Origin of the sequence: Polaribacter sp. KT25b, from assembly GCF_900105145.1 — a bacterium.
Taxonomy (GTDB): Bacteria; Bacteroidota; Bacteroidia; order Flavobacteriales; family Flavobacteriaceae; genus Polaribacter.
In genome coordinates this window covers 3,652,238-3,678,291 of the sequence record NZ_LT629752.1, presented here as the reverse complement: position 1 = coordinate 3,678,291, position 26,054 = coordinate 3,652,238, and the positions used below count along the sequence as shown (strand labels likewise).

Here is a 26,054-nt window from a genome sequence, read left to right as displayed (position 1 = left end):
TATTCTAAAAATTAAACATCAAATAAATGAATAATACACACTATAAATTATTCAATTGGGATTGATAATAACGGAATATTCATTCCAGAAGCCATTACTCTGGTTTTACTTTTATGAATTATCGATTCCCAAAAGCCATATTTTTTAGGAACCATTACTAACAATTCAGAATCAGATTTTTTAATTTCTTTTTCTATTTCTTCAATAACCGTGTTCGATGAAATATTTTTATATAAATACGCAACTCCTTCTAATTCTTGATTAATATTTTCAAGACACTGTGTATTTAATTTTAGTTCATCTATTTTTTGATCAACATAAAACACTGTAATTTCTGCCTTTAATTTAGTTGCAACTCTTCTTAATCTTGCCAATGTTTTTAATGGAATATCTCGCATTAAATCGCAAGCAAAAAGAATTTTTTGAATTCCGTTAAATTTTGCGTTTACAGGAATCGCCAACACCGGAAATTTTTTCATACTAATTAAAGTAGTCGTTGGGTTTCCTAATAGATTTTGTTCCATTGATTTAGAAGACATTCCCATTACTAAAAACGGGGAATCATACAATTTCATTAAACGATCTATTTCTTGTTCTAGATTTACATATTTACAGATAACTTCTACATCAATATTAAATTTTTTAGAGATATCTAGAGCAGTTTCTTTTAATTTATTCCTCTCTTTTTCAATTAAACCATCAATAGAAACTGCCGATAATAATGTGTTTGAAGCATGAACTGGAAGTTTATAAGCATTAAAAATAACAAGTTTTGTATTAAATAATTGTGCTATTGAAGCCGAATATAATACTGCATTTTTTGATGCTTTAGAAAAATTTGTTGCAACTAAAAGAGTACTCATAATTTAAATTGATTTAGTATTCGTTAAATTAAATTACTGCCATCCGCCACCAAGAGCTTCGTATAAATCTACAATAGAAACTAACTGTTGTAGTTTAGAATCTATAACACTAAGTTCTGCACTTAAAGCACTTTGTCTAGCAGTTAACAAGTCTAAATAAGTTGCATAACCATTTTTAAGTAATTCCTCAGAATTTTGCTCAGCTTTACGTAACGCTTCAACTTCATTTTTTCTAAATTCGAATTTTTTAGTTTCTGATGTATATGTAAATAAAGCATTCGATACTTCGTTTCCTGCAACTAATAATGCTTTTTTAAACTGAAGTAAAGATTGTTCTTGTTGAGCCAAAGCAACTTCTCTTTGTGTTTTTAAACTACGCTTATTAAAAATAGGTTGTGTTAAACCACCTAGAATTGTAGCAAATAAAGAATTTGTATCAATTAAATTATCTAGATTTAAACTTTGAAAACCTCCAGAAGCCGTTAATTTTAATGATGGATAAAAATTACTTCTAGCTACATTTGATAATTCAAAAGACTGAATTAAATTATATTCTGCAGCCATAACATCTGGTCTGTTACTTAATAAAGTTGATGGAACGCCTAATTTTAATTCGGTTTCTATTATCTGATTTGTTAAGTGACTTCTTTCAAATTTTTGAGAACTTTTTCCTAATAAGATACTCAATGTATTTTCAGTTTTAAAAATAGCAGTTTCAATATCTACTTGTAATGCTCTTGTGCTGTTGTATTGTGCAATGTTTTGATCTACAGCAACCTGATTTGTTAATCCTGCATCTTTTAAAGCTTTGATAGTTTCTACACCGTTTTTACGAGATTCAATTGTTTTTTTGGTGATTTCTAATTGAGAATCTAAAGCTAAAAGCTGATAATAAGTAGTAGCAATACTAGCAATTAATTGTGTTTTTACCGCTTTATGTGCAGCTACACTTTGCAAATAACTGGCAGCAGAAGCACGTTTGTTACTTCTAATTTTACCCCAAATATCTGCTTCCCAAGAAAGATTAGCAGTAACATCGTATTGATCTATTCCTCCGCCAAATATCGATCCGAATTGACCATTTTTTGACAATTCTTGATGTGTAGCATTGGCTCCTACACTAACTGATGGTAAATAACCAGCTTTACCTTGTTTTGCGTATGCTTCTGCAGCTACCATTTGCTGAATTGCAATACGAACATCCATATTATTTTGAAGTCCTTCTTCAATATACTGATTTAAATACGTGTCTGTAAATAAATTTTTCCAAGATATATTTGCCATAGAAATACTATCTGATGGCAAATTATCTGTTCTATACAAGTTTTCTGTTTCTGTAACTTCTGGCCTTGTATAATCTTTGGCAACAAAACAACTTTGTAATGTAAAAGCCATTATTGCTATAACTAGTCCTTTTTGAAGGCTAGTATTTTTTAGTCTTGATTTCATATAATTAATCTTCATTTTGTTGAGAAATAACAGCTGGTTTACTAGATACTTTTTCTTGTAACCATTGAAATAATATAAATAAAATAGGAATTACAAATACTCCTAAAATAGTTCCTATTAGCATTCCTCCTGCAGCTCCAGAACCAATAGAATTGTTTCCTTCAGATCCAACACCTTTTGCCAATGCTAATGGCATTAATCCTAAAATAAAAGCAAAAGAAGTCATTAAGATTGGACGTAAACGTGATTTTGCTCCATGAATTGCAGCATCTACAATGCTCTCTCCATTCTTTCTTCTTTGTAAAGCAAATTCAACTATAAGGATGGCGTTTTTAGCCAATAACCCAATAAGCATTATTAAAGCAATTTGGAAATAAATGTTGTTTTCTAAGCCTAAAAACTTCGTACTTATATAAGCTCCAAATACCCCAAATGGTAAAGATAAAACTACTGCAAATGGTAATAAATAACTTTCATATTGAGCACTTAATAAGAAATACACAAATAGGATACTTAATATAAATATAAAAGTAGTTTGGTTTCCTGCATTTACTTCTTCACGAGTTAAACCAGAATATGCAACTGTATAATTGCTTGGTAATTTTGCAACTTCTTCTTCAATAACTCTAATAGCATCTCCTGTACTAAAACCTTCATTGGTTGCACCAGAAATCATGGTAGAATTAAATAAGTTAAAGCGTGTTACCGATTGTGGCCCATACACTCTTTTAAGTGTTACAAACTGTGTAATTGGTGTCATTTCGCCAGAATCTGTTCTTACATACATGCTATTTAATGCGTTTTCGTCTGCTCTATCTTCTGGTAATGCTTGAATATATACTCTAAATTGTTTACCAAATCTAGAGAAATCCGAAGCATAAACTCCACCAATATAACCTTGTAATGTAGAGAATATACTAGTTACAGAAACTCCTTTTTCTTTTGCTAGAGGCACGTTAACTTCCATTTCATATTGTGGATAGCTTGTACTAAATGATGACTGTGCATATTTAATTTCTGGATGACTCATTAAAGCCATAGAGAAATCTTTATTTGCTTTGTCAAGATCTGCAAATTCGCCACCAAACTTATCTAATAAATTAATTTCAAATCCTGATGAATTACCAAAACCACGAATACTTGGCGGAGAAAAGAAAATGATGTTGGCATCTGGAATACTCGCTGCTACACCAAATAATTTTCCAGTTATAGCTTGTGCAGACAGCGCAGGATCTGTACGATCTGCCCAATCTTCTAGTTTAATTATACCAAAACCAAAGTTACTACCAGCTCCACTTATTAAACTTCTACCTTTAATAAAGTTAACAGCGACAATACCTTCAATACCTTCTATTTTATCATATAGTTTTCTTGCTACTGCATCTGTTCTATCTAAAGAAGCTCCTGGTGGTAATTCTATATTTGCAAAAACAATTCCTCTATCTTCATTAGGTACAAATCCTGTTGGTGTTGTTTTTGCTGCCCAAAAAATTCCGATTATTGCAATGATTAATAATAAACCAGAAACAAATTTTCTCTTATATAAAAATTGTAATGATTTACCATATCTATCGATGGTTGCGTTAAATCCTCTATTAAAAAGTGTATAAAAACGTTTTAAAGGACTTTTTCCTTTTATTTCTTCATCTTCTTTATGTGGTTTTAACAATAAAGCACATAATGCAGGACTTAATGTTAAGGCATTTACTGCAGAAATTAAAATAGCAATAATTAATGTTACACCAAATTGCTCGTAAAATACACCTGTTGGTCCAGTTACAAATGTTACCGGAATAAATACTGCAGCCATTACTAAAGTAATTGAAATAATAGCTCCAGAAATCTCATTCATTGCAGTTAGTGTTGCTTTTTTCGCGCTCTTTTCGCCTTCATCTAACTTGGCATGAACGGCTTCTACAACTACAATTGCATCATCTACCACAATACCAATTGCTAGTACTAAGGCAAATAGTGTTAGTAAGTTAATTGAATATCCGAAGACATTTAAGAAAAAGAAAGTACCAATTATTGAAACTGGAACTGCAATTGCAGGAATTAATGTAGATCTAAAATCTTGTAAGAAAATAAATACTACTAAGAATACTAGTAAAAAGGCTTCTAATAAAGTACTAATTACTTTTTCTATAGATGCATTTAAAAATAAACTTGTATCATAAGGAACAAAAACATCTAAACCTTCTGGAAGATCTGCTTTTACTTGTTCTAAAGTTATTTTTATATTTTCAATAATTTCTTGGGCATTAGATCCTTTGGTTTGGAAAATCCCCATAAATACAGCAGGATTCCCTTTACTCATTGCGTTAGAAGCGTAAGATTGTGCATCTAATTCAATAGTTGCTACATCTTTCAAACGTAAAAATTGTCCGTTTCCTAAAGCTTTAATTACAATATTGCTGTATTGCGCTTCGTCTTTAAAACGTCCGCTATAAGTTAATGTATATGAAAATGATTCTCCGTTATTTTGCCCTAAAGATCCGGCTGCTGCTTCTAAATTTTGTTCTGCTAATGCAGCAGAAATATCCGAAGGAATTAAACCATAAGAAGCTAGTTTCTCTGGGTTTAACCAAATACGCATTGCATAATCTTGTTGTGAAAATACGCTTACGTCTCCCACACCACTAATACGTTGCATCGCCGGAATTACGTTAATTTTTAAGTAATTCTGAATAAAAGTAGCATCATAATCATCACTTTCCGAATACATGGAAATAAACATTAACGCACTCGTTTCTTGCTTTTGCGTTATAATACCTGTTTGGGTAACTTCTGATGGTAATAAAGGCGTTGCTCTTGCAACACGGTTTTGTACGTTTACAGCTGCGATATCTGCATCAATTTTCTGATCAAAATATACTGTAATTTCGGCTGCTCCTGTATTAGATGCAGTAGAGGTAATATATGTCATACCTTCTACACCATTAATTTGTTCTTCTATTGGTATTATTACACTCTCTAAAACGGTTTCTGCATTTGCTCCTGTATAATTTGCAGTAACTTTAATAGTTGGTGGTGCAATATCTGGATACTCTTCTATTGGTAAGCTAGTAATACTTATAATACCAAGCAGAACTATGATAATAGAGATTACTGTTGAAAGAACGGGTCTTTCAATAAATGTTTTTAACATAACTTAATAAGTTTATAATTACTAGTTTTTAAATAAAGTTGCGATTGGTTTAATAGCTTCATCAAAAGGAGTTACTTGTGGTGAAATTGCCATTCCATTTCTTAATTTACCAACTCCAGAAACTACTATTTGATCTTTTACATCTACTCCAGATTCTACAACATATAAGTTACCCACAGTTCCTTTTACTTTAATAATAGAAGTAGCAATTTTATTATCTGCTGAAAGTTTAAAAATCATAATATTTCCTTGTTGCTCAAAAGTTGCAGTTTGAGGTACAACTATGGCGTCTTTATATTCTATAGGAAATCTAATTTTACCACTGTTTCCATTGGTTAAAATTTCATTTGGATTGTTAAAAGCAGCTCTAATTGTAATGGTTCCTGTGCTTTGATTAATTTGTCCTGTACTTGTTTGAATACGTCCTTTTTCTGAATATTCTTTTCCGTTAGCTAAAATCAAAGTTAAATCTGGAGAGTTTTTAATTCTCTCAGCTTTATTCTGACCTTCTGATCTTTGTAAGTGATCTATATATTGTGCTTCATTAAAACTAAAAAAAGCATATACTTGGTCAATTTCACTAACAGTTGTTAAAGGTGTTGCATCACTTGGGCTAATTAAAGCACCTTCTCTAAAATTGATAGCACCAACATAACCATCTATAGGGCTTTTAATTGTTGCATAACCAATATTTGCAGAAACACTGCTATAGTTTGCTTTTGCTTGTTCTAAATTTGCTTTTGCTGTTTCTAATTGTACAGGACTAATAATGTTTTTTTCTACAAGTGGAATCAGTTTATTAACTTCAACCTGTGCTACATTAACAAGCGCTTTTGCTGCATCTGCATCTTGGCTTAAAGATTGTGTTTCTAATTTAAATAATGCTTGTCCTTTTCTTACTTTTGCTCCTTCGTCTACGTATACTTTTTCAATATACCCAGATGTTTTAGCTCTTACATCACTGTTTACAATGCCTTCAATCGTTGCTGGGTAATCTGTAAACCCTGTAACTGTTTTTGTTTGCAAGTTTACTACCGGAAAAGAAGGTGCTAGTCCTTGTACTGCTGCCGTTTTTTGTTTTTCATTGTTTGTACAACTTACAGCAACTAAAAATATACTTAGTGTTACTAATGTTAGTAATTTATGGTGTTTCATTTTTGTGGTGGTTTAAATATCTAATTTATTATTGGTTAATTTAGTTCTTAGTTCTTCTATAGACGCAGTCGCTCCATCTAGAAATTTTATGTAATCGTTATGGAAATTTAAATTGAATTTTTCTTCTTCTTTTTCAATCTTTAAATTGTTCTGTAATTCTTTATAGTTTTTAATTTCTAAATGTAGCTCACTTACTTCTTTCCATTCATTTATCAAGTTTTCAATATGTTGCAGAATCATGTCCTTATTGATGATAAAATATTTTTTACGATCTCCAGTTTTAGTGAAATACATAATCTTTTTTAAATCTTGTAAATGATTAAGATGTGTAGATATTGTACTTTTACTTGCGCAAAGAATAGTTACCATATCTTCAAAAGTAGCTCCCTTTTTTCCTGTAAGAATTATGTAGGATAAAATACGAGCAGCAACAGGGGCTAAGTGTTCTCTATTTTCTAAATGCACTCCTAGTTTTTCTACTAAACCCATTTTTACTTTACAGATTTCTTGTTTCATTTTGATTATTTTGTTACTGTTTTAAAAAATCAAATAATTAATACCAGTAAAATTCATTGCAAATATATATCATTAGTTCGGAACAAACCGAACTAAACGAAGTTAATTTATTGTTAAAGAAAAAAGCCGATAGAAATATCGGCTTTAAAATATATGAAAATAGTGTTAACTATTTTTAATTCAGGTTGTTGTGATTTGTTCTGAAAAAATATTCATTTTAATAATTACCAAATTTTATAAAATTCTTCTTTAGTCATTTCTTCACCATCACATTCATCAATGGTTAAAGTGCCATCGCATAAACCACCAAACTCATCTTCTAGATTGTCTTCGTTATATTTAGTAACTTTTCCGTTTTTATAAACCGTAATTTGTTTTAAAACTTCATCAGCATTATTTGTTTCAAAATACCAAGTTGAGAAACCCCAATCTGCATATTCATCATCTCTATTTTCATCCCAATATTGCGAAAAGTAATTCATTTTATAAATTTATTTAGTTAAAAATACTGTTTGATGTCATCACTTTTTTGAGAAATTTTTAAACTAAAGATTTCACAAACTTGCTAACTCCTTCCCTTTGGGAAGATTGGGATGGGCCTATATTACCGATTTAAATTGCTCTAAGAAACGTTTATCATTTTCGTAAAACATTCTAATATCAGGAATCTGATATAACAACATTGCAATACGTTCTATTCCCATTCCAAAAGCATAACCAGAATATTTAGTAGGATCAATGTTTGCATTTTTCAACACATTAGGATCTACCATTCCGCAACCCATAATTTCTAACCAACCAGTACCTTTTGTAATTCTATAATCGGTTTCTGTTTCTAATCCCCAATAAATATCTACTTCTGCACTTGGCTCTGTAAACGGGAAATAAGAAGGGCGTAAACGAATCTTAGATTTCCCAAACATTTCTTTTGTAAAGTATAAAAGTGTTTGTTTTAAATCAGCAAAAGAAACATCAGTATCAATATATAAACCTTCAACTTGATGAAAAATACAATGCGCTCTTGCAGAAATATCTTCATTTCTAAAAACTCTTCCTGGAGAAATTGTTCTAATAGGAGGTTGATTTTCTTCCATATAACGTACTTGTACAGAAGAAGTATGTGTTCTTAATAAAATATCTGGATCTTGCTCTATAAAAAACGTGTCTTGCATGTCTCTTGCAGGATGATATTCTGGTAAATTTAAAGCAGTAAAATTATGCCAATCATCTTCAATTTCTGGTCCTTCAGAAACTGTGAAACCAATTCTGTTAAAAACTTCAATAATTTGATTTCTTACCAATGAAATTGGATGACGAGAACCTAACTCAATAGGTTCTGATGGGCGTGTTAAATCTCCATAAAAAGATTTTTCGTTAGTAGAATTCTCTAAAGCATCTGTTAATTCTGCAACTTTGCCTTCTGCAGAACTTTTTAAATTGTTTAGTGCTTTACCAAAATCCTTACGTAATTCTACATCTACATTTTTAAATTCTGCAAATAAATCTTTTAATAAACCTTTAGAACCTAGGTATTTAATTCTAAAATTTTCAACTTCTTCTTTTGTAGTTGCATTAAAAGATTTTACATCGCCAATAAGTTCTTTTACTTTATCTAACATTCAAATAAAATTTGGGTGCAAATTTAAACTTTTTTAAAGAGTTTTATATTGTATTTGTTAAGAAAACAAGAAAGGCTACCGAAATCGATTGAAATTATGGACTATAAATAAATATTATTAATATTTTATTTTACGAATTCAGAAATTAACTATCTTTGTTGGGTTAAATTTTTATAAAATTCATAAAAAACTATGGCTGAAAATATAGATTTTAAAATTACGGAATTTATGGAGATGGTTAAAAAGAGAAATAACCATGAGCCTGAATTTTTACAAGCTGTTCAAGAAGTTGCAGAAACTGTAATTCCTTATATTGTTAATAACGATATTTATAACGGCAAAAATATTTTACTAAGAATGGTAGAACCAGAAAGATTAATTTCTTTTAGAGTTTCTTGGGTAGATGATAGTGGTGAAATACAAGTAAATAGAGGATATCGAATACAAATGAATTCTGCAATTGGGCCATATAAAGGTGGTTTGCGTTTTCATCCAACAGTAAATGCTAGTATTTTAAAGTTTTTAGCTTTTGAACAAGTGTTTAAAAACTCTTTAACAACTTTGCCTATGGGTGGAGGTAAAGGAGGTTCTGATTTTGATCCTAAGGGAAAATCAGACAATGAAATTATGCGTTTTTGCCATTCTTTTATGACAGAATTGTATAGACATATTGGTCATAATACAGATGTTCCTGCAGGAGATATTGGAGTGGGAGCAAGAGAAATTGGTTTTATGTTTGGTATGTATAAAAAATTAAACAACACGTTTACAGGTGTTTTAACTGGTAAAGGTGCCTCTTGGGGTGGTTCTTTGATTAGACCAGAAGCAACTGGTTATGGTAATGTTTATTTTGCACAAAATATGTTAACCAGAAAAGGCAATTCTTTTAAAGGTAAAAAAGTAGTTATTTCAGGATCTGGAAATGTTGCTCAATATGCTGCAGAAAAAGCAATAGAATTAGGGGCAACAGTTTTAACTTTATCTGATTCTGCTGGTTATATTTTAGATGAAACAGGTATAGATTTAGAAAAACTAAAACACGTTATGTTTATTAAAAACGAAAAACGTGGAAGAATTAGTGAGTATTTAGATAAATATCCAAGTGCTACATATGTTGCAGGGCAAAGACCTTGGTCTGTTAAATGTGATATTGCTTTACCATGTGCAACTCAAAATGAGTTAAATGGTGATGAAGCAAAAGAGTTGATTAAAAATGGATGTGTTTGTGTTTCTGAAGGTGCAAATATGCCTTCAACTCCAGAAGCAATTCACGAATTTCAAAAAGCTAAAATTTTATTTGCTCCAGGAAAAGCTTCAAATGCTGGTGGTGTAGCAACATCTGGTTTAGAAATGAGTCAGAATTCACTACGTTTAAGTTGGACTCGTAAAGAGGTGGATGATAAATTAAAAGTAATTATGGAAAACATTCATGATTCTTGTGTAGAGTATGGAGAAAATGAAGATGGTTCTATAGACTATATTAAAGGTGCAAATATTGCAGGTTTTGTTAAAGTAGCAGACGCAATGTTAGCGCAAGGAGTTGTATAAAGATTCAGTAGTAAATTTAAATCTAAAAACGCATCAAATTTATTTGATGCGTTTTTTTTATTTAGATGAATAAATAGCGTTAATTTTAAAAAAAAATATACGACCAATCAATTTTACGTAATGATTTTAGTTTCACATTTTTTCTTCGGATTAATTTTTTCCTTTTTAGGCTCCATCACACCAAGTATGTTAAACATGACAGCACTAAAAATCACTTTAGAGAATGGTAAAAAAGAACTAAATAAATATGTAATTGGGGTTTCGCTTGTTGTACTTCCGCAAGCTTATGTCGCTGTTTTTTTAACGAAACAGATTGTAGAAAATCCATCAATTATAGAAACGTTAGAGAAAGTAGGAATTGTAATTTTTTTCTTTTTATCGTATTATTTTTATTCTGAGTCTAAAAAAAGTAAAATCAAAATTGAAACAACTGATGTAAAAAGAGAAAATGCTTTTTTAGCAGGAATTACTTTGTCTGCTTTAAATATGTTTTCGATTCCTTTTTATTTTGGAATTGTGGCAACTTTAGATGCTTTTAATTTATTTAATTTTGATGTAATTCCCGTTTTATTTTTTATTTTAGGATCTACAATTGGTACATTTTACATCCTTTATTTATATGGAAAATTTGCAAATTTTATTCAGAAAAAGACAGGGAAATTAACAAAGGACATCAATATAATTTTATCAATTTTAACCGCATTTGTTGCTGTTTTATCAGTAATAAAACTAATTTTTTAAGAAGAAATGAAAATAGTAAAAAATAGGATTATCGAAGTAAAACAAGGAAAAAACCTGTAATTGAACAAGGTATAAATAATAAACCGATTAAAATGGTAAACTGTAATAAAAGAAAAAATAATTCGTTAATTTTATGATTGCTAAGAAATTACTGAATGAAAAACAGATTGCTATTTTACTTCTTCTTTTTTACTGTTTCTTTAAATGCTCAACTTTTAGATTTAAAAGACAAGGATATTGTTTTTAAAACAGTAAATAAATCACAAATATTTAAAGTAAATAATTTTAAGTTTAACGTTACTTGGGATAAAAAATTAAGTTATTCTAATAACTTAGGAAGTTATGGTGGCATTAAAGAGTTAAAAATTTATAAAGGAAATAAATTAGTTAATGTTTTTAAGAATATAGAAGACCCAAATGCTCTTAATCAAATTGTATTTCGTTTTTTTGATTATAATTTAGATGGCTATATAGATTTTTCTGTTCAAATAGATTCGGGAAAAAGTACTTGGGAAAAATACTATTTGTATAATCCAACTGAAAACAAATATGAGCATATTGAAACTTGGGATTATCTAAGAATTCAGAAAATAGATAAAACCAACAAACGCATTCTTACCCAACCTGATGGAAATGTAGATAATAGAGAATTGTTTAAAATTGAAGGAGTTAAATTAATAGAAATAAAGAGAAAATGAATAACGAAGATTTTTTATATGACTTAATTAAAGAAGAAAAAGAGTTTTTTATTAATTTAATATCTAAATATTATTACTTCAATTTACAGAATTTACAAAAAGTAAAAGAAAAGGTAAATTGGAAGTTTATTAGCAATAATCAAAATATATTATGGTCGTTAGAATTTGTAAAAGAATATGAAGATAAACTTTATTTTGACTTGTTAGATTGGAGTAATCATCAAGATTCCGAAAGACCTGGTTTGTCAAGTAATCCTAAAATTAGTATTGAGATAATTGAAAAGTATAAAAATGAGTTAAATTGGGAAATGTTATCTAGTAATTTTAACTTTTCTAACTTAGATATTGATGAAGTATTAGAAAGGGAAGGTTTTTTATGGAACTGGAATGACTTATATTATAATTTAACATTACCTAGTTGGAATGAAACCTTTATAGAGAAGCATAGAAATAAACTTGATTGGAAAGTTTGGAAAAAGCTATCACGTTACTTTAATTTTTCTAACTTAGACTACAATAGAATATTAGAAAAGAATTTTTTTTTATGGGATTGGTATTATTTATCTAATAACGAGACATTACCTTGGAACGAAAACTTTATAGAGAAATATAAAAGTAAATTAAATTGGAAAGAGTTGTGTTCTAATTCTAAAGTAAATTGGACAGAATCTTTTATTGAAAAACATAATGACAAACTAGATTGGATTAACCTTTCTTTTAATAGTAGATTACCATGGTCTAAATCTTTTTTAATTAAATATGAAAAACAAATTAATATAAATAATTTGTCACGTAATGAAGGTTTTTCTTGGAGTGTAGAACTAATTGATAAATATAAGGATATTATTAATTGGGATTATTTAAGTAAAAACACCGGAGTACAATGGTCAAGTAATTTAATTGAAAGGTTTGGATATAAAAACATTGATATTTTTGATTTAACAGAACCTCAAGTTTTCTATTCTTATGAGTTAAGCCAAAACAAATCACTACCATGGCAAGATATTACTTTCTTTATGAAATTCATTCTCTTTTATATTAGTGATTGTGATTACACAGGCTTAATTAATAACCAAGGAATTATCTGGGATAAAATTAAAATAGGAATATGTAAAATGAAATGGAAAGATTTTTCTTTAGAAAAAAACGATCATAAAAAAACACTTACAAATCTTCCTTTTTATATGAAAGATAAAGAAGAGAATGAAGATATTATTTGGGAGTTAATCAATCCTTTTATTGAAGATAATAATCTAGAGGAAATATTAAAATGAAAAAAGAAGAGATAAAAATTGCAGGAAATTTAACCGTCAATGACTGGAAAGATATAAAAGAAAAACTAGAAACACCAAATAATAAACTATGGGGTTTAGCAGTACATTTTTTTGAAGAACGGATAAAAACACGCTATTTAGACCCCATACACGCAATACAAAAACTAAATATAAATGAAGGTGAAGGTTTTACGATGTTAAACCTCCAATGTTCTTTGATAGAAACTTTTGAATGTTTTATTAATGGATGGTTGTTTTACTTAGAAGGAAGAAACCTCGTGTGGAAAGACAAAGAAGGGAAAGTTGCTAGTTATAATAATAAAGTTAATAGTAGACAGATTTTTATTTCATTTTTCGATAAATTTAAGGATGAATTTCACGATTTAGAAGGAAGAGATTTTTATTCAAATGTTCGTTGTGGATTACTACACGAAACCCAAACAAAAGGTAATTGGATTATAAGGGTTGATACGGAGGATACTAAAAAGTGTTATAAATATGATGATGGTAATTACATAATCTATAGAAATAATTTTCAAGAAAAATTAGAACAACTACTTGAAGAGTATAGAAAAGCCATTGTCGATGGGAAAAAGTTTAAAGAAATAGGAATATCAACAGAAGATTTAAGAGATAATTTTATAGCAAAGTTTAACCATATTTGTGAACAATCGTAATTATGAAAATAGCAGTATTAGGTTGGGGGTCGTTAATTTGGCAACCCAAAGAATTAGCATTTGATAAAGAGTTTAGGTGGAAAGAAGATGGACCAACTTTACCAATAGAATTTGCTAGAATTTCAAAAGATGGTAGATTAACATTAGTAATTACTTCCGAGGGGACAGAAGTACTAACTTTATATACTTTATCAACCTATAAAGTTTTAGAAGAAGCTGTCTTAAATTTGGCTGTAAGAGAAGGTTCAGGTAGAAAAAGCATTGGATATTATGATAAGACGTCAGATGATTTCATGCCAGAAAAATTTCAATTCAAAACAAAGATTAGAGAATGGATTCATAAAACTAATTTCGATGCAGTTATTTGGACAAATTTAGGAGAGAAATGGAAAATAGAAGAAAAAGTAAATGAAAGATTAATTTCCCCAGAAAAAAGAATAGAATATTTACGAGAATTTAAAGGAAACAAAAAGGCTTTAGCTGAAGAATATATTAGAAAAACACCGATACAGATTAGAACTAAATATAGAAAATTAATTGAAAAGGAATTAAACTGGACACCAATTATATGAACATCAGTAAAAACACAATCATTCAGGGGAAACATAACAAACCAATTTTAGTTGATGTTTTTTATAAGGAAACTCACCAACCTAAAAAAGTAATTATTTTTTGTCATGGTTACAAAGGATTTAAAGATTGGGGAGCTTGGAATATGATGGCAGAATCTTTTGCAAATGCAGGATTTTTCTTCATAAAATTTAATTTTTCGCACAATGGAGGAACTGTTGAAAATCCAATAGATTTTCCTGATTTAGAAGCTTTTGGTAATAATAATTACACCAAAGAATTGGATGATTTAGAAACAGTAATTGATTGGATTTCTACAAATTCTGATTTTAAAAATGAAGCAGATAATGAGGAAATTGCTTTGATTGGACATAGTAGAGGAGGAGGTATAGTGTTGTTAAAAGCCAATGAAGATGCCAAAATAAAAAAGGTAATTACACTTGCTGGAGTTTGTGAATTTGAGAAAAGAACAGCTAAAATTGGCAATTTAGAACAATGGAAAAATGACGGTGTAAAATATGTTGAAAACGGAAGAACAAAACAGCAAATGCCTCATTTTTATCAGTTTTATGAAGATTTCATCAAAAATAAAGAACGTTTTAATGTGGAAAAAGCGACTAAGAATTTAAAAATTTCGCAGTTAATACTTCATGGAAATGCTGATACTTCTGTTTTGATTGACGAAGCAGAGAATTTACATAAATGGAATCCAAAAGCTGAGTATCAAATTATTGAAAATGCAAATCATGTCTTTAATACTTCACATCCGTGGAACGAAAAACAATTATCTAAAGAATTAGAAATTACAGTAAATTTTTGTGTTGACTTTTTGAAATAATAGTATTATTTATCCAAAATTGCAGGTAAAATATAATCTGTCATTATTTTATCTGCGTCTGCTTGTGCATTTGGTGAATTATATGCAGAAGAGGTAATTACAATTACGAATGGAATATCTTTAAAGATGAAAATTTTATTTCCTCCATTACCACTGCAAAAAGAGACTTCATATTCTTTGTTATTTACTTTAAATATTTTGTTCCAGAATAAATATCCATAATAACCTTTATCGAGTGATTGTTTTATGTGTTTATCCAAACTTTTTTCTACCCATTGTTTGCTTAAAATTTGTTGTCCGTTCCACAAACCTTTGTTTTTATATAATTGTCCGTATTTAGCAAAATCAAGCGCTCTTAAACGGATTCCACCAGCAGTATTTCCCACTTTTTGAGGTGTGTATTCCCACTTATAATTGGTAATATTTAATGGTTTAAATAGTTTTTTATCTGCGTAAGAAACTAATCCTTCAGGAACAGATTTATCAATAATATCACCTAAAACTACAACTCCAGCTGTAAAATATGCAAAATCTTTACCAATTTCTTTTTCTTTATCCATTGGTAAATCAAGTGTGAATTTTACCCAATTTTCTGTTGGATACATATTTTCTTCATTTCCAGGACTACTAAAATCGCTATCATCACCTAGAAAACCAGAACTCATTGTTACTAATGATTTTAAGGTAACTACTTCTTTTTTATTGCTATAATTAGAAAACTTTTTTAAATCGTAAAAATCTTTAAGCAATTCGTTTTCATTTTTGATGAATTTTTCATCAATAGCAATTCCCAACATTGTAGAAGCAATAGATTTCCCAACAGATCTTGGGTCGTGTAAACTATTTCTATTTTCATCATTAAAATATTCTTCTAATAAAAGTTTATTATCTTTTATAACAACAATTCCGTTAATATTTTCAAACCTATTTTCTGCTATTTTTCTGTTTAAAGCTTCAATTTTATTTTTATCAAAAGTATCTTTAGAAATTTCCCATCCACTATTTTCTTGTATTTTTTGAACAGGAATTAAGTTTTCATCAACAGAAATTTTCGCAACTTCTACTGTAATTTTTCCTTTGGCTAAAAGAGGTCCAACTTTTAGAATATCTTGTTTTATATAAGGTCTCACTTCTATACTTAACAAATGTTTCCCTGTTACAAGCGCATCTTGACCGCCGCCTAATTTCATGAATTTTAACCACATAAACCAACCCCAATAATCTAATTGTTTTGGCGCTACTAAACGTATAGAATGCTGAATTTGTGTTGTTTTTGATTCTTTTAAACCTGCTCCTTTGTTTAAGTTTTCTACATAAATTATTTTACCATCAACTAAAAATGAGAATTGAAAACTTCCTATTTCTAATAGCTGATTTTCCGTTAAATTTGGCGCTAATAATTGTAGATTTTCAACGAGTGGTTTATTTAAAGTAAAATGAATAGTTAAAAATTCGTCTTTGTTTAAAGCAAAATTATTTATGTAGTTTTTTGTTTTTGAGTTATTTTTTTCTACATCTTCTTTAGAGAAGAATAAATTGTTTAATTCTTCTTTGTAGTCGTTTTTTAACTTTAAGTTACTACTGTTTTTACAAGATATTAAGAAACAAGTAATCGCTATTAATAGGTAATTCAATTTCATGTTATTCGTTTTTTTAAAGCAAATTTTCTTTTTGTTATTTCTGTAATTATATAGAATTAACAAAATGATTATTTTAATAAATAAAGCTGTTTTTTTTATATCGACGAATAAATGATAATGTTGTTACATAGAAGAATAATTTACAAGAATATAAAGTGTATGCTTTTTAAAAATAGGATTTTAAATCAATTTTTACAACAAAAAAAAATCGAACATTTCTGCTCGATTTTTATATAGTTTATAAAGGTAAATAGTTACTTTTTATTTACTTCTTTAATATATTTATCTAAAGCCATTGTCATAGAAGGTGTATCTGGCGTTGGCGCTTCAATATCGCACTTTAAACCAGCTTCTGTAACTGCTTTTACTGTAGAATTACCAAAGGCAGCAATTCTTGTTTCATTTTGTTTGAAGTTAGGAAAATTTTGAAATAATGATTCTATTCCCGATGGGCTAAAAAACACTAATACATCATAAAAAACATCTTCTAAATCAGATAAATCACTAACTACAGTTTTGTATAAGTCTGCACGTTGCCAGTTAATACCTAAAGCATCTAATTCTGCAGGGATTAATGGCTTTAATTTATCAGAAGAAGGTAGTAAAAACTTTTCTGTTTTATGTTTTTTAATTAATCTGGTTAAATCTGTAAATGTTCTTGTACCAACATAAATTTTACGTTTTCTATACACAACATATTTTTGTAAATAATAAGCTACAGCTTCAGATTGGCAGAAATATTTCATAGAATCTGGCACTTTAAAGCGCATTTCTTCGGCAACTCTAAAAAAGTGATCTACAGCGTTTCTACTTGTTAAAATAATTGCTGTAAAATTTTTAAAATCAATTTTTTGTAGCCTAACATCTTTAACGGTAATTCCTTCAACATGAATAAAAGAGCGAAAATCAATTTTCACTTTTTGTTTATCAGATAAATCAAAATAAGGATTGGTTTCTGTCTTAGGTGCAGGTTGTGATACTAAAATCGTTTTCACTTTCATATACATTCGTTTTATAATTAAAACATCAGTTTAAACAGTATAAATAGCGGTGCTATTTCAAAGGCGCAAATGTACAAAATAAAATAAAACAACTTATTAAATATCAGCTTTTTGTTACTAACAACATGAATTACAAATCTTACAATAAATAATAAGGCAGCAAAATAGAATAAATAGAGTTTTTTTAAACTAGAGTATTCGGTTAAAACTACTGCTATATATAGTAAAAACGTAATAGTATGTAAATAATTAATTTTTGAAATGATAAAAAAACGAACCTCATTTTTAATTAAAAATAAGTAAAAAAGTAAGTATTCTAAAACTCTTTTAATAATAAAATATGATAACAAACCTAAAAAAATAGGCAAATAGGAAGAGAAATTAACAATATTTGTAGATAAATAGTATGTTTTAAAACTATAAATTACAAGTGATAATACTACTACAGTAAATGTAAAAATCACAAATCGAAAGGGATTAAAAAAGTTTGAATTTTTATCAGATTCGTTCTCTACAAAATGAATATTAAACAAGCTTAATGCATTGCTTTTTAGTCGGTTTGCGTCTAAGATTTTTAATAAAACAATACAGAGGAACAACAGCATTAATACTGCAGTTATCCAACTATTAGTAGCTGTTATTTTTTCTATTGCTTGCAACTAGTTTTTTTTTGAAATGATTAACACAAAATTAGTAATTAAATAATGTATATTTGTTTACTTACCTGTATAATTTATATATGTCAGACGCTTTAGTAATTATTCCTACTTATAACGAAAAAGAAAATATTGAAACCATCATTAGAGCTACCTTTAATCAAAAAAAAGTGTTTCATATTTTAATTGTTGATGATAATTCTCCTGATGGAACATCAGAAATTGTAAAAAAATTAATTACAGAATTTCCCGAACAGCTTTTTTTAGAAAAACGAATTGGAAAAAACGGATTAGGAACAGCTTATATTCATGGTTTTAAATGGGCGCTTTCAAAAAAATATAATTATATTTTAGAAATGGATGCTGATTTTTCTCACAATCCAAAAGATTTAGTTCGTTTATATAATGCTTGCCATAAAGATGGCGCAGATGTTTCTGTTGGTTCAAGATATTCGCAAGGTGTAAATGTTGTAAATTGGCCAATGAAAAGAGTTCTTTTATCTTATTTTGCCTCAAAATATGTGCGTTTTATTACTAGAATTCCTGTTTTTGATACAACTGCAGGTTTTGTTTGTTGGAAAAGAAATGTGCTAGAAACTATTAATCTTGATAAAATTAAATTTGTTGGTTATGCTTTTCAAATTGAAATGAAATTTAAAGCTTGGAAACATAAATTTAATATAAAAGAAGTTTCAGTTATTTTTACTGATAGAACTTTAGGAGCTTCTAAAATGAGTGGAAATATTATTTCTGAAGCACTTTTTGGTGTAATTAAAATGCGTTTAAAAGGATTGCCAAAATAAAATGAATAAATCAATTTCTCTTAGAACTGCAAATCTTGATGATTTAGAAACCTTGCTACAATTTGAGCAAGGAGTTGTTGAGGCAGAAAGACCTTTAGATCCTTTTTTAGCGGATAGAGATATTTGTTATTATAATATTCCCGAGCTAATTACTGCAGAACATATTAATTTTGTCGTTGCAATTTTTAATGAAGAAATTGTAGCTTGTGGATATGTTAGAATAGATAATTCTAAAATATATCAAAAAAATCCTCAACATGGTTATGTTGGTTTTTTATATGTAAAACCAAACTTTAGAGGACAAAAAATTAGTACTATAATTTTAGAATCGTTAAAAGAATGGGCAACCAAAAAAGGTCTTAAAGAATTAAGATTAGATGTCTATAACAATAATATTGCAGCAATAAAACCTTACGAAAAATTTGGATTTACCAAAATTTTAGTAAATATGAGAATGGATATTTAAAAGGTGTATAGTAGTTTATAATAGATAAAATCAAAAAAAACTCTGTGTTTTTGCTGTTAAATAAAAATAAGAATGAAGAAATTAATTTTAATAAAAAACGCAACAATTGTTAACGAAAACAACACTTTTAAAGGTGATGTTTTAATTGAAAACGAAATTATAAAAGAAATTGCATCAGAAATAAAAGCAACAGAAAATACCACTATTATTGATGCTAAAGGTAAATATCTTATCCCTGGTTTTATTGATGATCAAGTGCATTTTAGAGAACCTGGTTTAACGCACAAAGCGAATATTGCAACAGAAAGTAGGGCAGCAGTTGCTGGCGGAATTACTACTTTTATAGAAATGCCAAACACAGTTCCGCAAGCTACAACGCAAGATTTATTAGAAGATAAATTTACAATTGCTAGCAAAGATTCATACGCAAACTATTCTTTTATGTTTGGTGGAACGAACGATAATTTAGAAGAATTATTAAAAACAGATCCTAAAAAAGTAGCTGGAATTAAATTATTCTTGGGTTCATCTACAGGAAATATGTTGGTTGATAATGAAGAAATTTTAGAGAAAATTTTCTCATCAACCAAAATGATAATTTCTGTGCATTGTGAAGATGAAGCAACCATCAGAAAAAATACACAAGAGTTTATTGACAAATATGGCGAAGATATTCCTGTAAAATATCATCCAATTATTAGAAGCGAAGAAGCGTGTTATTTATCGTCTTCAAAAGCAATTGCTTTGGCAAAGAAAACAGGAGCAAGGTTGCATATTTTTCATGTATCAACAGCAAAAGAAACTGAGCTTTTTAGAAACGATATTCCTTTAGAAGAAAAGCAAATTACAGCGGAAGTTTGTGTGCATCATTTATGGTTTTCTGATAAAGATTACGAAGAGAAAGGAACACATATAAAATGGAATCCTGCTGTAAAAACAGAAAAAGACAGATTAGGTTTATGGGAAGCTTTGTTAGATGACAGAATTGATGTTTTAGCAACAGATCATGCGCCGCATACTTTAGAAGAAAAAACAAATGTGTACACAAAAGCACCAAGTGGAGGACCATTGGTACAACATGCTGTAACAGCTATTTTAGAAAAAGTAAAAGAAGGTGTAATTAGCATTGAAAAAGCGGTTGAAAAAATGAGCCATAATCCGGCAAAATTATTTCAAATAGAGAAACGTGGTTTTGTAAAAGAAGGTTTTTATGCCGATTTAGTTTTAATTGATACCAACAAACCGCAAACCGTTTCTAAAGAAAATATTTTGTACAAATGTGGTTGGTCTCCTTTTGAAGGAACTACATTTTCATCAACCATAACTCACACGTTTGTGAATGGAAATTTAATTTATAATAATGGCGTTTTTAATGATGAAATTAAAGGAAAACGCATCACTTTTAATCGTTAAAATGAAGAATATAAGCTACTTACTGATTTTTGTTTTTTTGATTTCTTGTACAAGTAATACTATTTTAGAAAAGCCAAAAGACTTGATTCCTAAAGATACAATGCGTCTTTTAATTCAAGAAATGATGATTGCTTCTTCGGCTAAATATGTGAAAAATAAAAACATGGAAACGAAGATTGAATACATGGCTTTAGTGTACGATGAATTTAAAATTGATAGCACTCGTTTTCAAACTAGCAACTTGTATTATATGTCTAAAATAGACGATTATCAAGAAATTTTTGAAGATGCAAAAGCAGACTTAGAAAAGCAAAAAAAAGTGTATGATGATATAATTGCTATAAAAGATTCTTTAAGAAAAGACTCTATTAATAAGCTAAAAAAAGTTAAGAAAAGAGTAGCAATAGGAGATAGTTTAGATATAAATAAAAAAGAACTTAACTTTAAAAAAAATCGTTAAGATAGTTTTTACAAATTCTTTCTATTGATTTCTCTGTTTTTTCAAATTTAAAAGCAATTGATTTTTCTATTTTTTCTGATGAATATTCAGAAATAGAATGCGCAGATCTTGCAGAATATTTACTTAGTAAAGGTTCTTTTCCTGTAATTTTTGATAGGAGCCAAGCAACTCGCCAAAAGATATTTGTTTGCCAAGGTTTTATTTTTTTTGATGGTCGTTTTTTACTAAAACCATCTGCAATTAAAAAGAAGATTTCTTTGAATATTTTGTTTTCTGATACTAAAATAAAACGTTCGTTTTTTATAGCAGAATTCATCAACAAAATCATTGATTTTACAACATCTTGTTCAGAAACAAAACCGGTAATTCCTTCTGTGTAAAATTGAAAACCGTTATAAACTTGTGAGAATAATTTACCAGAACCAGCGTTCCAAAAACCACTCCCTAAAATAACACCAGGATTTACAATTACTACATCAATTCCTTCTTGACTTGCGCGCCAAACTTCCATTTCTGCGCCAAATTTGGTAATAGAATACCCACTATTATCTAGCTCTTTATTCCATTCATCTTCTTCCGTTGTAAAATTCGAATTTAAAGAATTTCCAACAGCAGCAATAGAACTTACAAAACACAATTTATCAATTTTTGCATCAATACAAAGATTTACAATAATTGCTGTTCCGTGAATATTAACTTTGCGCATTTGTCTATAATCCTTCGGATTAAAAGAAATAAATGCGGCACAATGATACACGTGTTTTACGTTAATAAAAGCAGGAATCATTGCAGGAACATCAGTAATATCAGCTAAAAACCATTCTATTTTATTGAAAAAAGTTTCATCATCAGTATAATAAGAAAAGACATTTTTCACCTTTTCTAAAGATGATTTTGTTCTATAAATAGCTCTAATTGCATCATTTTGTAAACTTAAATGATATAATAAATGCGAACCTACTAAACCTGTGCCTCCAGTAACTAAAATCATGTTGCTAATTTATGATTTTTTCATTGATAAGTTTATCTTTGCCCCGTTAAAAAGCACTTATTTAAACTTGTTTAACATTGTTAAATTCAACTTGTAGAAATTGATTAAAAATTTAGATAAGTACAGTTTAACAAACATTTTTTAAATTGAATTAATTATAGATTTATAATGACAAATTTTGTTGAAGAATTACGCTGGCGTGGATTATTGCATGATATTATGCCAGATACAGAAGAATATTTATTAAAAAATAAAACTGCAGGATATATTGGTTTCGATCCAACAGCAGACTCGCTACATATTGGGAGTTTGGTGCAAATTTTTATTTTAAAACACTTTCAAAATGCAGGGCATAATCCTATTGCTTTAATTGGTGGCGCAACTGGTATGGTTGGCGATCCTTCTGGAAAATCTGCAGAACGTAATTTGTTAGATGAAGCAACTTTAGCTAAAAATATTGCTGGTGTTAGAGAAAATTTAGAACGTTTTTTAGATTTTGATGCATCCGTAGAAAATAAAGCGGAATTGGTAAACAATTACGATTGGATGAAAGATATTTCTTTAATCGATTTTGTTAGAGATACCGGTAAACATATTACTGTAAATTACATGATGGCAAAAGATTCTGTTAAGAAACGTTTGAGTTCTGAATCTTCTGAAGGTATGAGTTTTACAGAATTTACATACCAATTATTTCAAGGCTACGATTTTTATCACTTGTACACAGAAAAGAATTGTAAGTTGCAAATGGGTGGTTCTGATCAGTGGGGAAATATTACAACGGGTACAGAATTAATCCGTAGAAAAGCACAAGGAAAAGCATATGCAATTACAGTTCCTTTGGTTACAAAAGCAGACGGAACAAAATTTGGAAAAACTGAAGGAGGAAATGTTTGGTTAAATGCAGACAGAACATCACCTTATAAATTTTATCAATATTGGTTAAATTCTTCGGATGAAGATGCAGAAAACTTTATTAAAAAGTTTACATTTTTAGACAAAGAAACGATAGAAAATTTAATTACAGAACATTCAGAAAATCCGCATTTACGTTTATTACAAAAGAAATTAGGAGAAGAAGTTACTATTTTAACACATGGTAAAGAAGCTTACGAAAATGCTTTAAAAGCTTCTTCTATTTTATTTGGAAAATCTACAGCTTCTGATTTAAAATCTTTAGACGAACAAACATTTTTAGATGTGTTTGATGGTGTGCCACAAGCTACCGTTTCTATTGCTGATATTGAAGAAGGCTTAGATATGATTGGTGCTTTAGCTGCAAAAAATAACTTTTTGAATTCTAACGGAGAGGCTAGAAGAGCGTTAAAAGAAAATGCAATTTCTGTAAATAAAGAAAAAGTAAAAGATGATTTTACAATTACTAAAGAAGATTTAATTGCAAATAAATATGTGTTATTACAACGTGGTAAAAAAACATATTATTTACTAGTTGTTGAGTAACAATAACTTTATAAAATTAAGAAAGAGCTGAATTAACTAATTCAGCTCTTTTTTTTGTTATGAATTATACGCTCATAACAGTGAGAATATTAATTAGCTATTATTTTTTTCCAGTTTTTATCTGCTTGTTTTTGCAACTTTTCAGGGCCTTCTTTTTGCCAAAGTTCTAAGGTATTTGTTCCCCAAGAATTGTAGAAAAGATATAATTTACCATCTCTAATTTCATAAGTCTTCGGATTTATAGTTACCTTTTCACCTTTTAATCCTATTGCATACGCACAATAACCACCATATTGAGGGGCGTATTTCTTCGGATTTTCTTTAAATTTCGCTAAATTCTCTTTTGATGAAAACTTGAATTTTACACCATCAAATTCTGTGGTAAACTCTTTATTCCCTTTTTCTGCTTTGTTATTAAAATAAGAAACTACATCATAACCTTCTGCAACAAAACCATTTTTAGTATTGTAATTTTGGGCAGAAAAAGTGATTGAAATTAGTAGTAATAATAAGGTAGTATATTGTTTCATCTGTTTTCAGTCGAAAACACACACAAAAAATTACATTAGTTTAAATATCCTTGGAAATAAGTTTCTTTAAATACTCGTTTTGTTTCTCTAGAAGTTCATTGGTTTTATTCATTAATTCAATGTTTTTAGGTGTAACTACTTTTTCATTTTTAGGATCTTCAGCTTTTTTCTTCATTGAATTCATCACTTTTACAACCACAAAAACAGAAAAAGTAATTATTAAAAAATCTACTCCTGTTTCTAAAAATTTACCGTAACCAATAGCTATTTGTTCTAGAGTAATTTTGTTGTCAACAATAACTGCTTCTCTTAAAATAATTTTCTTGCTCTCCCAATTTGAACCATTGGTCATAAAAGATAATGGTGGCATTAAAATTTCTTTTACTAAAACATTTACTACTTTATTAAAAGCTGCGCCAATAATTACACCAATCGCAATATCAATCATGTTTCCTTTAACAGCAAACTCTTTAAAATCTTGTATTAATTTTAATCTCATAATTATTTTAGTTTCTATAACACCATTAAATTACAACCTCTAATATCAGAATCATCAAAACGACCAATAATTTCAAAGGTGTCATTTTTATGTACTTTTCCTAAATCTTGCGTAGCAATAAATGAACAAGAATTATAGTTTGCCAAATCAATTATATTTATGCCGCCTGTTTTTTCTTTAGGCAAAATTGTCAAAGCATCTTCTGTATCTCTGGTTAAAATTTTCATCCAAGGTGGTGTTTCAAAAATTCCGTTTCCTTTAGAATAAGCTTGACTTAACAGTTCTGTCATTCCGTATTCTGAGTGAATTTCATCAACCCCAAAACCGTCTTGTAATAGCTGATGTAATTCGTTTCTTATCAATTCTTTTCTTCTGCCTTTCATACCACCAGTTTCCATAATGATGGTGTTTTTAAGTTTAAATTGATGTTTTTCAATCAAATCTAACAACGCAAAAGAAACGCCAATCAACAATACTTTTTGTCCATTTTTATCAAGATTGATGAGTTTTTGTGCTAATTCATCTAAATTGTTGAGGTAAAATCCACTTTCAGAGTTTTTAGATTTTGCAATTAAATCATCCACCATAAAAACCAAAGAAGAGCCATTTCTTTCTAAATAATTTGGCAATAAAGCGAGTACCACAAAGTCTTCTATGTTTCCATAAAAATGAGAAAATCCGGATAAATAACTTTGTTTATAAAGGTTGATATCGGTTACAAAATGTTTGCTAGTAACACTTCCTGTTGTACCAGAACTTGTAAAAATTTCTTCAACTTTTTCTGTGGATGAAAGTATTTCTCTCAACTTAAAAAACTGAATTGGTAAAAACGGAATTTCATCAATCTTAGTAACATCCGAAGGATGAATGTATAGTAAATCGCAAAAAGAACGATATACTTTATTGTTTTTAAATTGATGTTTAAAAACTTCAAGTGCAGCTTTTGCAAACTGCTCATTAGACTTTATGTTAAAAATAGTTTCTTGCATATATTATTGCAAAAATAAGATTATTAGACGCAACCATCTCAAAGTTTTT

Annotated in this window: 26 protein-coding genes; 12 read left to right on the top strand and 14 right to left on the bottom strand. The window is 28.9% G+C overall.

The genetic code is table 11. The features are described from left to right. Positions 1–47 precede the first annotated feature (47 nt). The 7 genes from BLT70_RS15935 to BLT70_RS15905 all read right to left on the bottom strand — a co-directional run bounded on the left by BLT70_RS15935 (position 48) and on the right by BLT70_RS15905 (position 8,750). Positions 48–863: a universal stress protein gene (locus BLT70_RS15935; protein ID WP_091896645.1), complete on the bottom strand. Its 816-nt coding sequence runs from the start codon at positions 861–863 to the stop codon at positions 48–50. Positions 864–896: 33 nt separating this feature from the next. Next, positions 897–2,312 (bottom strand): efflux transporter outer membrane subunit, encoded by a 1,416-nt coding sequence (locus tag BLT70_RS15930; RefSeq protein WP_091897782.1) that lies wholly within the window; start codon positions 2,310–2,312, stop codon positions 897–899. Positions 2,313–2,316: 4 nt separating this feature from the next. After that, complete coding sequence (locus BLT70_RS15925; protein WP_091896643.1) at positions 2,317–5,460, bottom strand: efflux RND transporter permease subunit; 3,144 nt, start codon at positions 5,458–5,460, stop codon at positions 2,317–2,319. Between the two features lie 21 nt (positions 5,461–5,481). After that, a complete protein-coding gene (locus BLT70_RS15920; protein WP_091896640.1) occupies positions 5,482–6,615 on the bottom strand; it encodes an efflux RND transporter periplasmic adaptor subunit in 1,134 nt (377 codons plus the stop codon). Positions 6,616–6,627: 12 nt separating this feature from the next. Then, a complete protein-coding gene (locus BLT70_RS15915) occupies positions 6,628–7,131 on the bottom strand; it encodes a GbsR/MarR family transcriptional regulator (RefSeq protein ID WP_091896637.1) in 504 nt (167 codons plus the stop codon). Between the two features lie 224 nt (positions 7,132–7,355). Continuing rightward, on the bottom strand, positions 7,356–7,613 hold the full coding sequence (locus BLT70_RS15910) for a hypothetical protein (protein ID WP_091896634.1): 258 nt from the start codon (positions 7,611–7,613) through the stop codon (positions 7,356–7,358). Between the two features lie 117 nt (positions 7,614–7,730). Further along, complete coding sequence (locus tag BLT70_RS15905) at positions 7,731–8,750, bottom strand: phenylalanine--tRNA ligase subunit alpha (RefSeq protein WP_091896631.1); 1,020 nt, start codon at positions 8,748–8,750, stop codon at positions 7,731–7,733. Between the two features lie 192 nt (positions 8,751–8,942). On the opposite strand from BLT70_RS15905, the gene gdhA reads away from it, so the two are divergent. The 7 genes from gdhA to BLT70_RS15870 all read left to right on the top strand — a co-directional run bounded on the left by gdhA (position 8,943) and on the right by BLT70_RS15870 (position 15,096). Beyond that, complete coding sequence (gene gdhA / locus BLT70_RS15900; protein WP_231962750.1) at positions 8,943–10,298, top strand: NADP-specific glutamate dehydrogenase; 1,356 nt, start codon at positions 8,943–8,945, stop codon at positions 10,296–10,298. Positions 10,299–10,418: 120 nt separating this feature from the next. Next, positions 10,419–11,039: a LysE family transporter gene (locus tag BLT70_RS15895; protein ID WP_091896628.1), complete on the top strand. Its 621-nt coding sequence runs from the start codon at positions 10,419–10,421 to the stop codon at positions 11,037–11,039. 155 nt (positions 11,040–11,194) lie between these two features. Then, positions 11,195–11,737: a hypothetical protein gene (locus tag BLT70_RS15890; RefSeq protein WP_091896625.1), complete on the top strand. Its 543-nt coding sequence runs from the start codon at positions 11,195–11,197 to the stop codon at positions 11,735–11,737. After that, the gene (locus BLT70_RS15885) at positions 11,734–13,011 is read left to right on the top strand and encodes a hypothetical protein (protein ID WP_091896622.1); all 1,278 of its coding nucleotides are present in this window, start codon (positions 11,734–11,736) and stop codon (positions 13,009–13,011) included. The genes BLT70_RS15890 and BLT70_RS15885 overlap by 4 nt, the downstream gene beginning before the upstream one ends. Beyond that, entirely contained in the window at positions 13,008–13,688 is a 681-nt protein-coding gene (locus BLT70_RS15880) for a hypothetical protein (protein WP_172824428.1), read from the top strand. Before BLT70_RS15885 ends, BLT70_RS15880 begins: the two co-directional genes overlap by 4 nt. A gap of 2 nt (positions 13,689–13,690) precedes the next feature. Then, complete coding sequence (locus BLT70_RS15875) at positions 13,691–14,260, top strand: hypothetical protein (protein ID WP_172824427.1); 570 nt, start codon at positions 13,691–13,693, stop codon at positions 14,258–14,260. Beyond that, positions 14,257–15,096 carry a S9 family peptidase gene (locus BLT70_RS15870; protein ID WP_091896617.1) on the top strand — a complete coding sequence of 280 codons (840 nt, stop codon included), beginning with the start codon at positions 14,257–14,259 and terminating at the stop codon, positions 15,094–15,096. The genes BLT70_RS15875 and BLT70_RS15870 overlap by 4 nt, the downstream gene beginning before the upstream one ends. A gap of 5 nt (positions 15,097–15,101) precedes the next feature. On the opposite strand, the gene BLT70_RS15865 is transcribed toward BLT70_RS15870, so the two are convergent. From BLT70_RS15865 to BLT70_RS15855, 3 genes are all read right to left on the bottom strand, one after another. Next, the gene (locus tag BLT70_RS15865) at positions 15,102–16,736 is read right to left on the bottom strand and encodes a serine hydrolase (protein WP_091896614.1); all 1,635 of its coding nucleotides are present in this window, start codon (positions 16,734–16,736) and stop codon (positions 15,102–15,104) included. Positions 16,737–16,990: 254 nt separating this feature from the next. Beyond that, a complete protein-coding gene (locus tag BLT70_RS15860; protein WP_091896612.1) occupies positions 16,991–17,737 on the bottom strand; it encodes a uroporphyrinogen-III synthase in 747 nt (248 codons plus the stop codon). Between the two features lie 17 nt (positions 17,738–17,754). Then, positions 17,755–18,396 (bottom strand): DUF4271 domain-containing protein, encoded by a 642-nt coding sequence (locus tag BLT70_RS15855; protein WP_091896609.1) that lies wholly within the window; start codon positions 18,394–18,396, stop codon positions 17,755–17,757. A gap of 80 nt (positions 18,397–18,476) precedes the next feature. Here BLT70_RS15855 and BLT70_RS15850 point away from each other — a divergent pair, with 80 nt between their 5' ends. The 4 genes from BLT70_RS15850 to BLT70_RS15835 all read left to right on the top strand — a co-directional run bounded on the left by BLT70_RS15850 (position 18,477) and on the right by BLT70_RS15835 (position 21,535). Next, positions 18,477–19,196, top strand: coding sequence for a polyprenol monophosphomannose synthase (locus BLT70_RS15850; RefSeq protein WP_091896606.1), 720 nt, complete (start codon positions 18,477–18,479; stop codon positions 19,194–19,196). A gap of 1 nt (position 19,197) precedes the next feature. After that, positions 19,198–19,662 (top strand): GNAT family N-acetyltransferase, encoded by a 465-nt coding sequence (locus BLT70_RS15845; RefSeq protein ID WP_091896603.1) that lies wholly within the window; start codon positions 19,198–19,200, stop codon positions 19,660–19,662. A gap of 72 nt (positions 19,663–19,734) precedes the next feature. After that, positions 19,735–21,075 carry a dihydroorotase gene (locus BLT70_RS15840; protein WP_091896600.1) on the top strand — a complete coding sequence of 447 codons (1,341 nt, stop codon included), beginning with the start codon at positions 19,735–19,737 and terminating at the stop codon, positions 21,073–21,075. A gap of 1 nt (position 21,076) precedes the next feature. Next, positions 21,077–21,535: a DUF4296 domain-containing protein gene (locus tag BLT70_RS15835; protein ID WP_091897773.1), complete on the top strand. Its 459-nt coding sequence runs from the start codon at positions 21,077–21,079 to the stop codon at positions 21,533–21,535. On the opposite strand, the gene BLT70_RS15830 is transcribed toward BLT70_RS15835, so the two are convergent. Then, positions 21,519–22,526, bottom strand: coding sequence for an SDR family oxidoreductase (locus BLT70_RS15830; RefSeq protein ID WP_091896597.1), 1,008 nt, complete (start codon positions 22,524–22,526; stop codon positions 21,519–21,521). The two genes, BLT70_RS15835 and BLT70_RS15830, sit on opposite strands and share 17 nt — an antisense overlap. A 168-nt stretch (positions 22,527–22,694) precedes the next feature. Between BLT70_RS15830 and tyrS the strand changes: the two genes are divergently transcribed. Continuing rightward, positions 22,695–23,987, top strand: a complete 1,293-nt coding sequence (gene tyrS, locus BLT70_RS15825) for a tyrosine--tRNA ligase (protein ID WP_091896594.1) — start codon at positions 22,695–22,697, stop codon at positions 23,985–23,987. An 89-nt stretch (positions 23,988–24,076) separates the two neighbouring features. On the opposite strand, the gene BLT70_RS15820 is transcribed toward tyrS, so the two are convergent. Genes BLT70_RS15820 through BLT70_RS15810 form a run of 3 tightly spaced genes read right to left on the bottom strand, consistent with a single transcriptional unit; the run spans position 24,077 to position 26,005 of the window. Beyond that, a complete protein-coding gene (locus BLT70_RS15820; protein WP_091896591.1) occupies positions 24,077–24,517 on the bottom strand; it encodes a YHS domain-containing (seleno)protein in 441 nt (146 codons plus the stop codon). 40 nt (positions 24,518–24,557) lie between these two features. Continuing rightward, a complete protein-coding gene (gene mscL / locus BLT70_RS15815) occupies positions 24,558–25,016 on the bottom strand; it encodes a large conductance mechanosensitive channel protein MscL (RefSeq protein WP_091896588.1) in 459 nt (152 codons plus the stop codon). Positions 25,017–25,030: 14 nt separating this feature from the next. Further along, a complete protein-coding gene (locus tag BLT70_RS15810; protein ID WP_091896585.1) occupies positions 25,031–26,005 on the bottom strand; it encodes an acyl transferase in 975 nt (324 codons plus the stop codon). Positions 26,006–26,054 lie beyond the last annotated feature (49 nt).

Excerpts from the sequence above, each read along its gene's own strand:
- BLT70_RS15935 (WP_091896645.1), bottom strand. The coding sequence starts at position 863 with ATGAGTACTCTTTTAGTTGCAACAAATTTTTCTAAAGCATCAAAAAAT.
- BLT70_RS15930 (WP_091897782.1), bottom strand. The coding sequence starts at position 2,312 with ATGAAATCAAGACTAAAAAATACTAGCCTTCAAAAAGGACTAGTTATA.
- BLT70_RS15925 (WP_091896643.1), bottom strand. The coding sequence starts at position 5,460 with ATGTTAAAAACATTTATTGAAAGACCCGTTCTTTCAACAGTAATCTCT.
- BLT70_RS15920 (WP_091896640.1), bottom strand. The coding sequence starts at position 6,615 with ATGAAACACCATAAATTACTAACATTAGTAACACTAAGTATATTTTTA.
- BLT70_RS15915 (WP_091896637.1), bottom strand. The coding sequence starts at position 7,131 with ATGAAACAAGAAATCTGTAAAGTAAAAATGGGTTTAGTAGAAAAACTA.
- BLT70_RS15910 (WP_091896634.1), bottom strand. The coding sequence starts at position 7,613 with ATGAATTACTTTTCGCAATATTGGGATGAAAATAGAGATGATGAATAT.
- BLT70_RS15905 (WP_091896631.1), bottom strand. The coding sequence starts at position 8,750 with ATGTTAGATAAAGTAAAAGAACTTATTGGCGATGTAAAATCTTTTAAT.
- gdhA (WP_231962750.1), top strand. The coding sequence starts at position 8,943 with ATGGCTGAAAATATAGATTTTAAAATTACGGAATTTATGGAGATGGTT.
- BLT70_RS15895 (WP_091896628.1), top strand. The coding sequence starts at position 10,419 with ATGATTTTAGTTTCACATTTTTTCTTCGGATTAATTTTTTCCTTTTTA.
- BLT70_RS15890 (WP_091896625.1), top strand. The coding sequence starts at position 11,195 with ATGAAAAACAGATTGCTATTTTACTTCTTCTTTTTTACTGTTTCTTTA.
- BLT70_RS15885 (WP_091896622.1), top strand. The coding sequence starts at position 11,734 with ATGAATAACGAAGATTTTTTATATGACTTAATTAAAGAAGAAAAAGAG.
- BLT70_RS15880 (WP_172824428.1), top strand. The coding sequence starts at position 13,008 with ATGAAAAAAGAAGAGATAAAAATTGCAGGAAATTTAACCGTCAATGAC.
- BLT70_RS15875 (WP_172824427.1), top strand. The coding sequence starts at position 13,691 with ATGAAAATAGCAGTATTAGGTTGGGGGTCGTTAATTTGGCAACCCAAA.
- BLT70_RS15870 (WP_091896617.1), top strand. The coding sequence starts at position 14,257 with ATGAACATCAGTAAAAACACAATCATTCAGGGGAAACATAACAAACCA.
- BLT70_RS15865 (WP_091896614.1), bottom strand. The coding sequence starts at position 16,736 with ATGAAATTGAATTACCTATTAATAGCGATTACTTGTTTCTTAATATCT.
- BLT70_RS15860 (WP_091896612.1), bottom strand. The coding sequence starts at position 17,737 with ATGAAAGTGAAAACGATTTTAGTATCACAACCTGCACCTAAGACAGAA.
- BLT70_RS15850 (WP_091896606.1), top strand. The coding sequence starts at position 18,477 with ATGTCAGACGCTTTAGTAATTATTCCTACTTATAACGAAAAAGAAAAT.
- BLT70_RS15845 (WP_091896603.1), top strand. The coding sequence starts at position 19,198 with ATGAATAAATCAATTTCTCTTAGAACTGCAAATCTTGATGATTTAGAA.
- BLT70_RS15840 (WP_091896600.1), top strand. The coding sequence starts at position 19,735 with ATGAAGAAATTAATTTTAATAAAAAACGCAACAATTGTTAACGAAAAC.
- BLT70_RS15835 (WP_091897773.1), top strand. The coding sequence starts at position 21,077 with ATGAAGAATATAAGCTACTTACTGATTTTTGTTTTTTTGATTTCTTGT.
- BLT70_RS15830 (WP_091896597.1), bottom strand. The coding sequence starts at position 22,526 with ATGATTTTAGTTACTGGAGGCACAGGTTTAGTAGGTTCGCATTTATTA.
- tyrS (WP_091896594.1), top strand. The coding sequence starts at position 22,695 with ATGACAAATTTTGTTGAAGAATTACGCTGGCGTGGATTATTGCATGAT.
- BLT70_RS15820 (WP_091896591.1), bottom strand. The coding sequence starts at position 24,517 with ATGAAACAATATACTACCTTATTATTACTACTAATTTCAATCACTTTT.
- mscL (WP_091896588.1), bottom strand. The coding sequence starts at position 25,016 with ATGAGATTAAAATTAATACAAGATTTTAAAGAGTTTGCTGTTAAAGGA.
- BLT70_RS15810 (WP_091896585.1), bottom strand. The coding sequence starts at position 26,005 with ATGCAAGAAACTATTTTTAACATAAAGTCTAATGAGCAGTTTGCAAAA.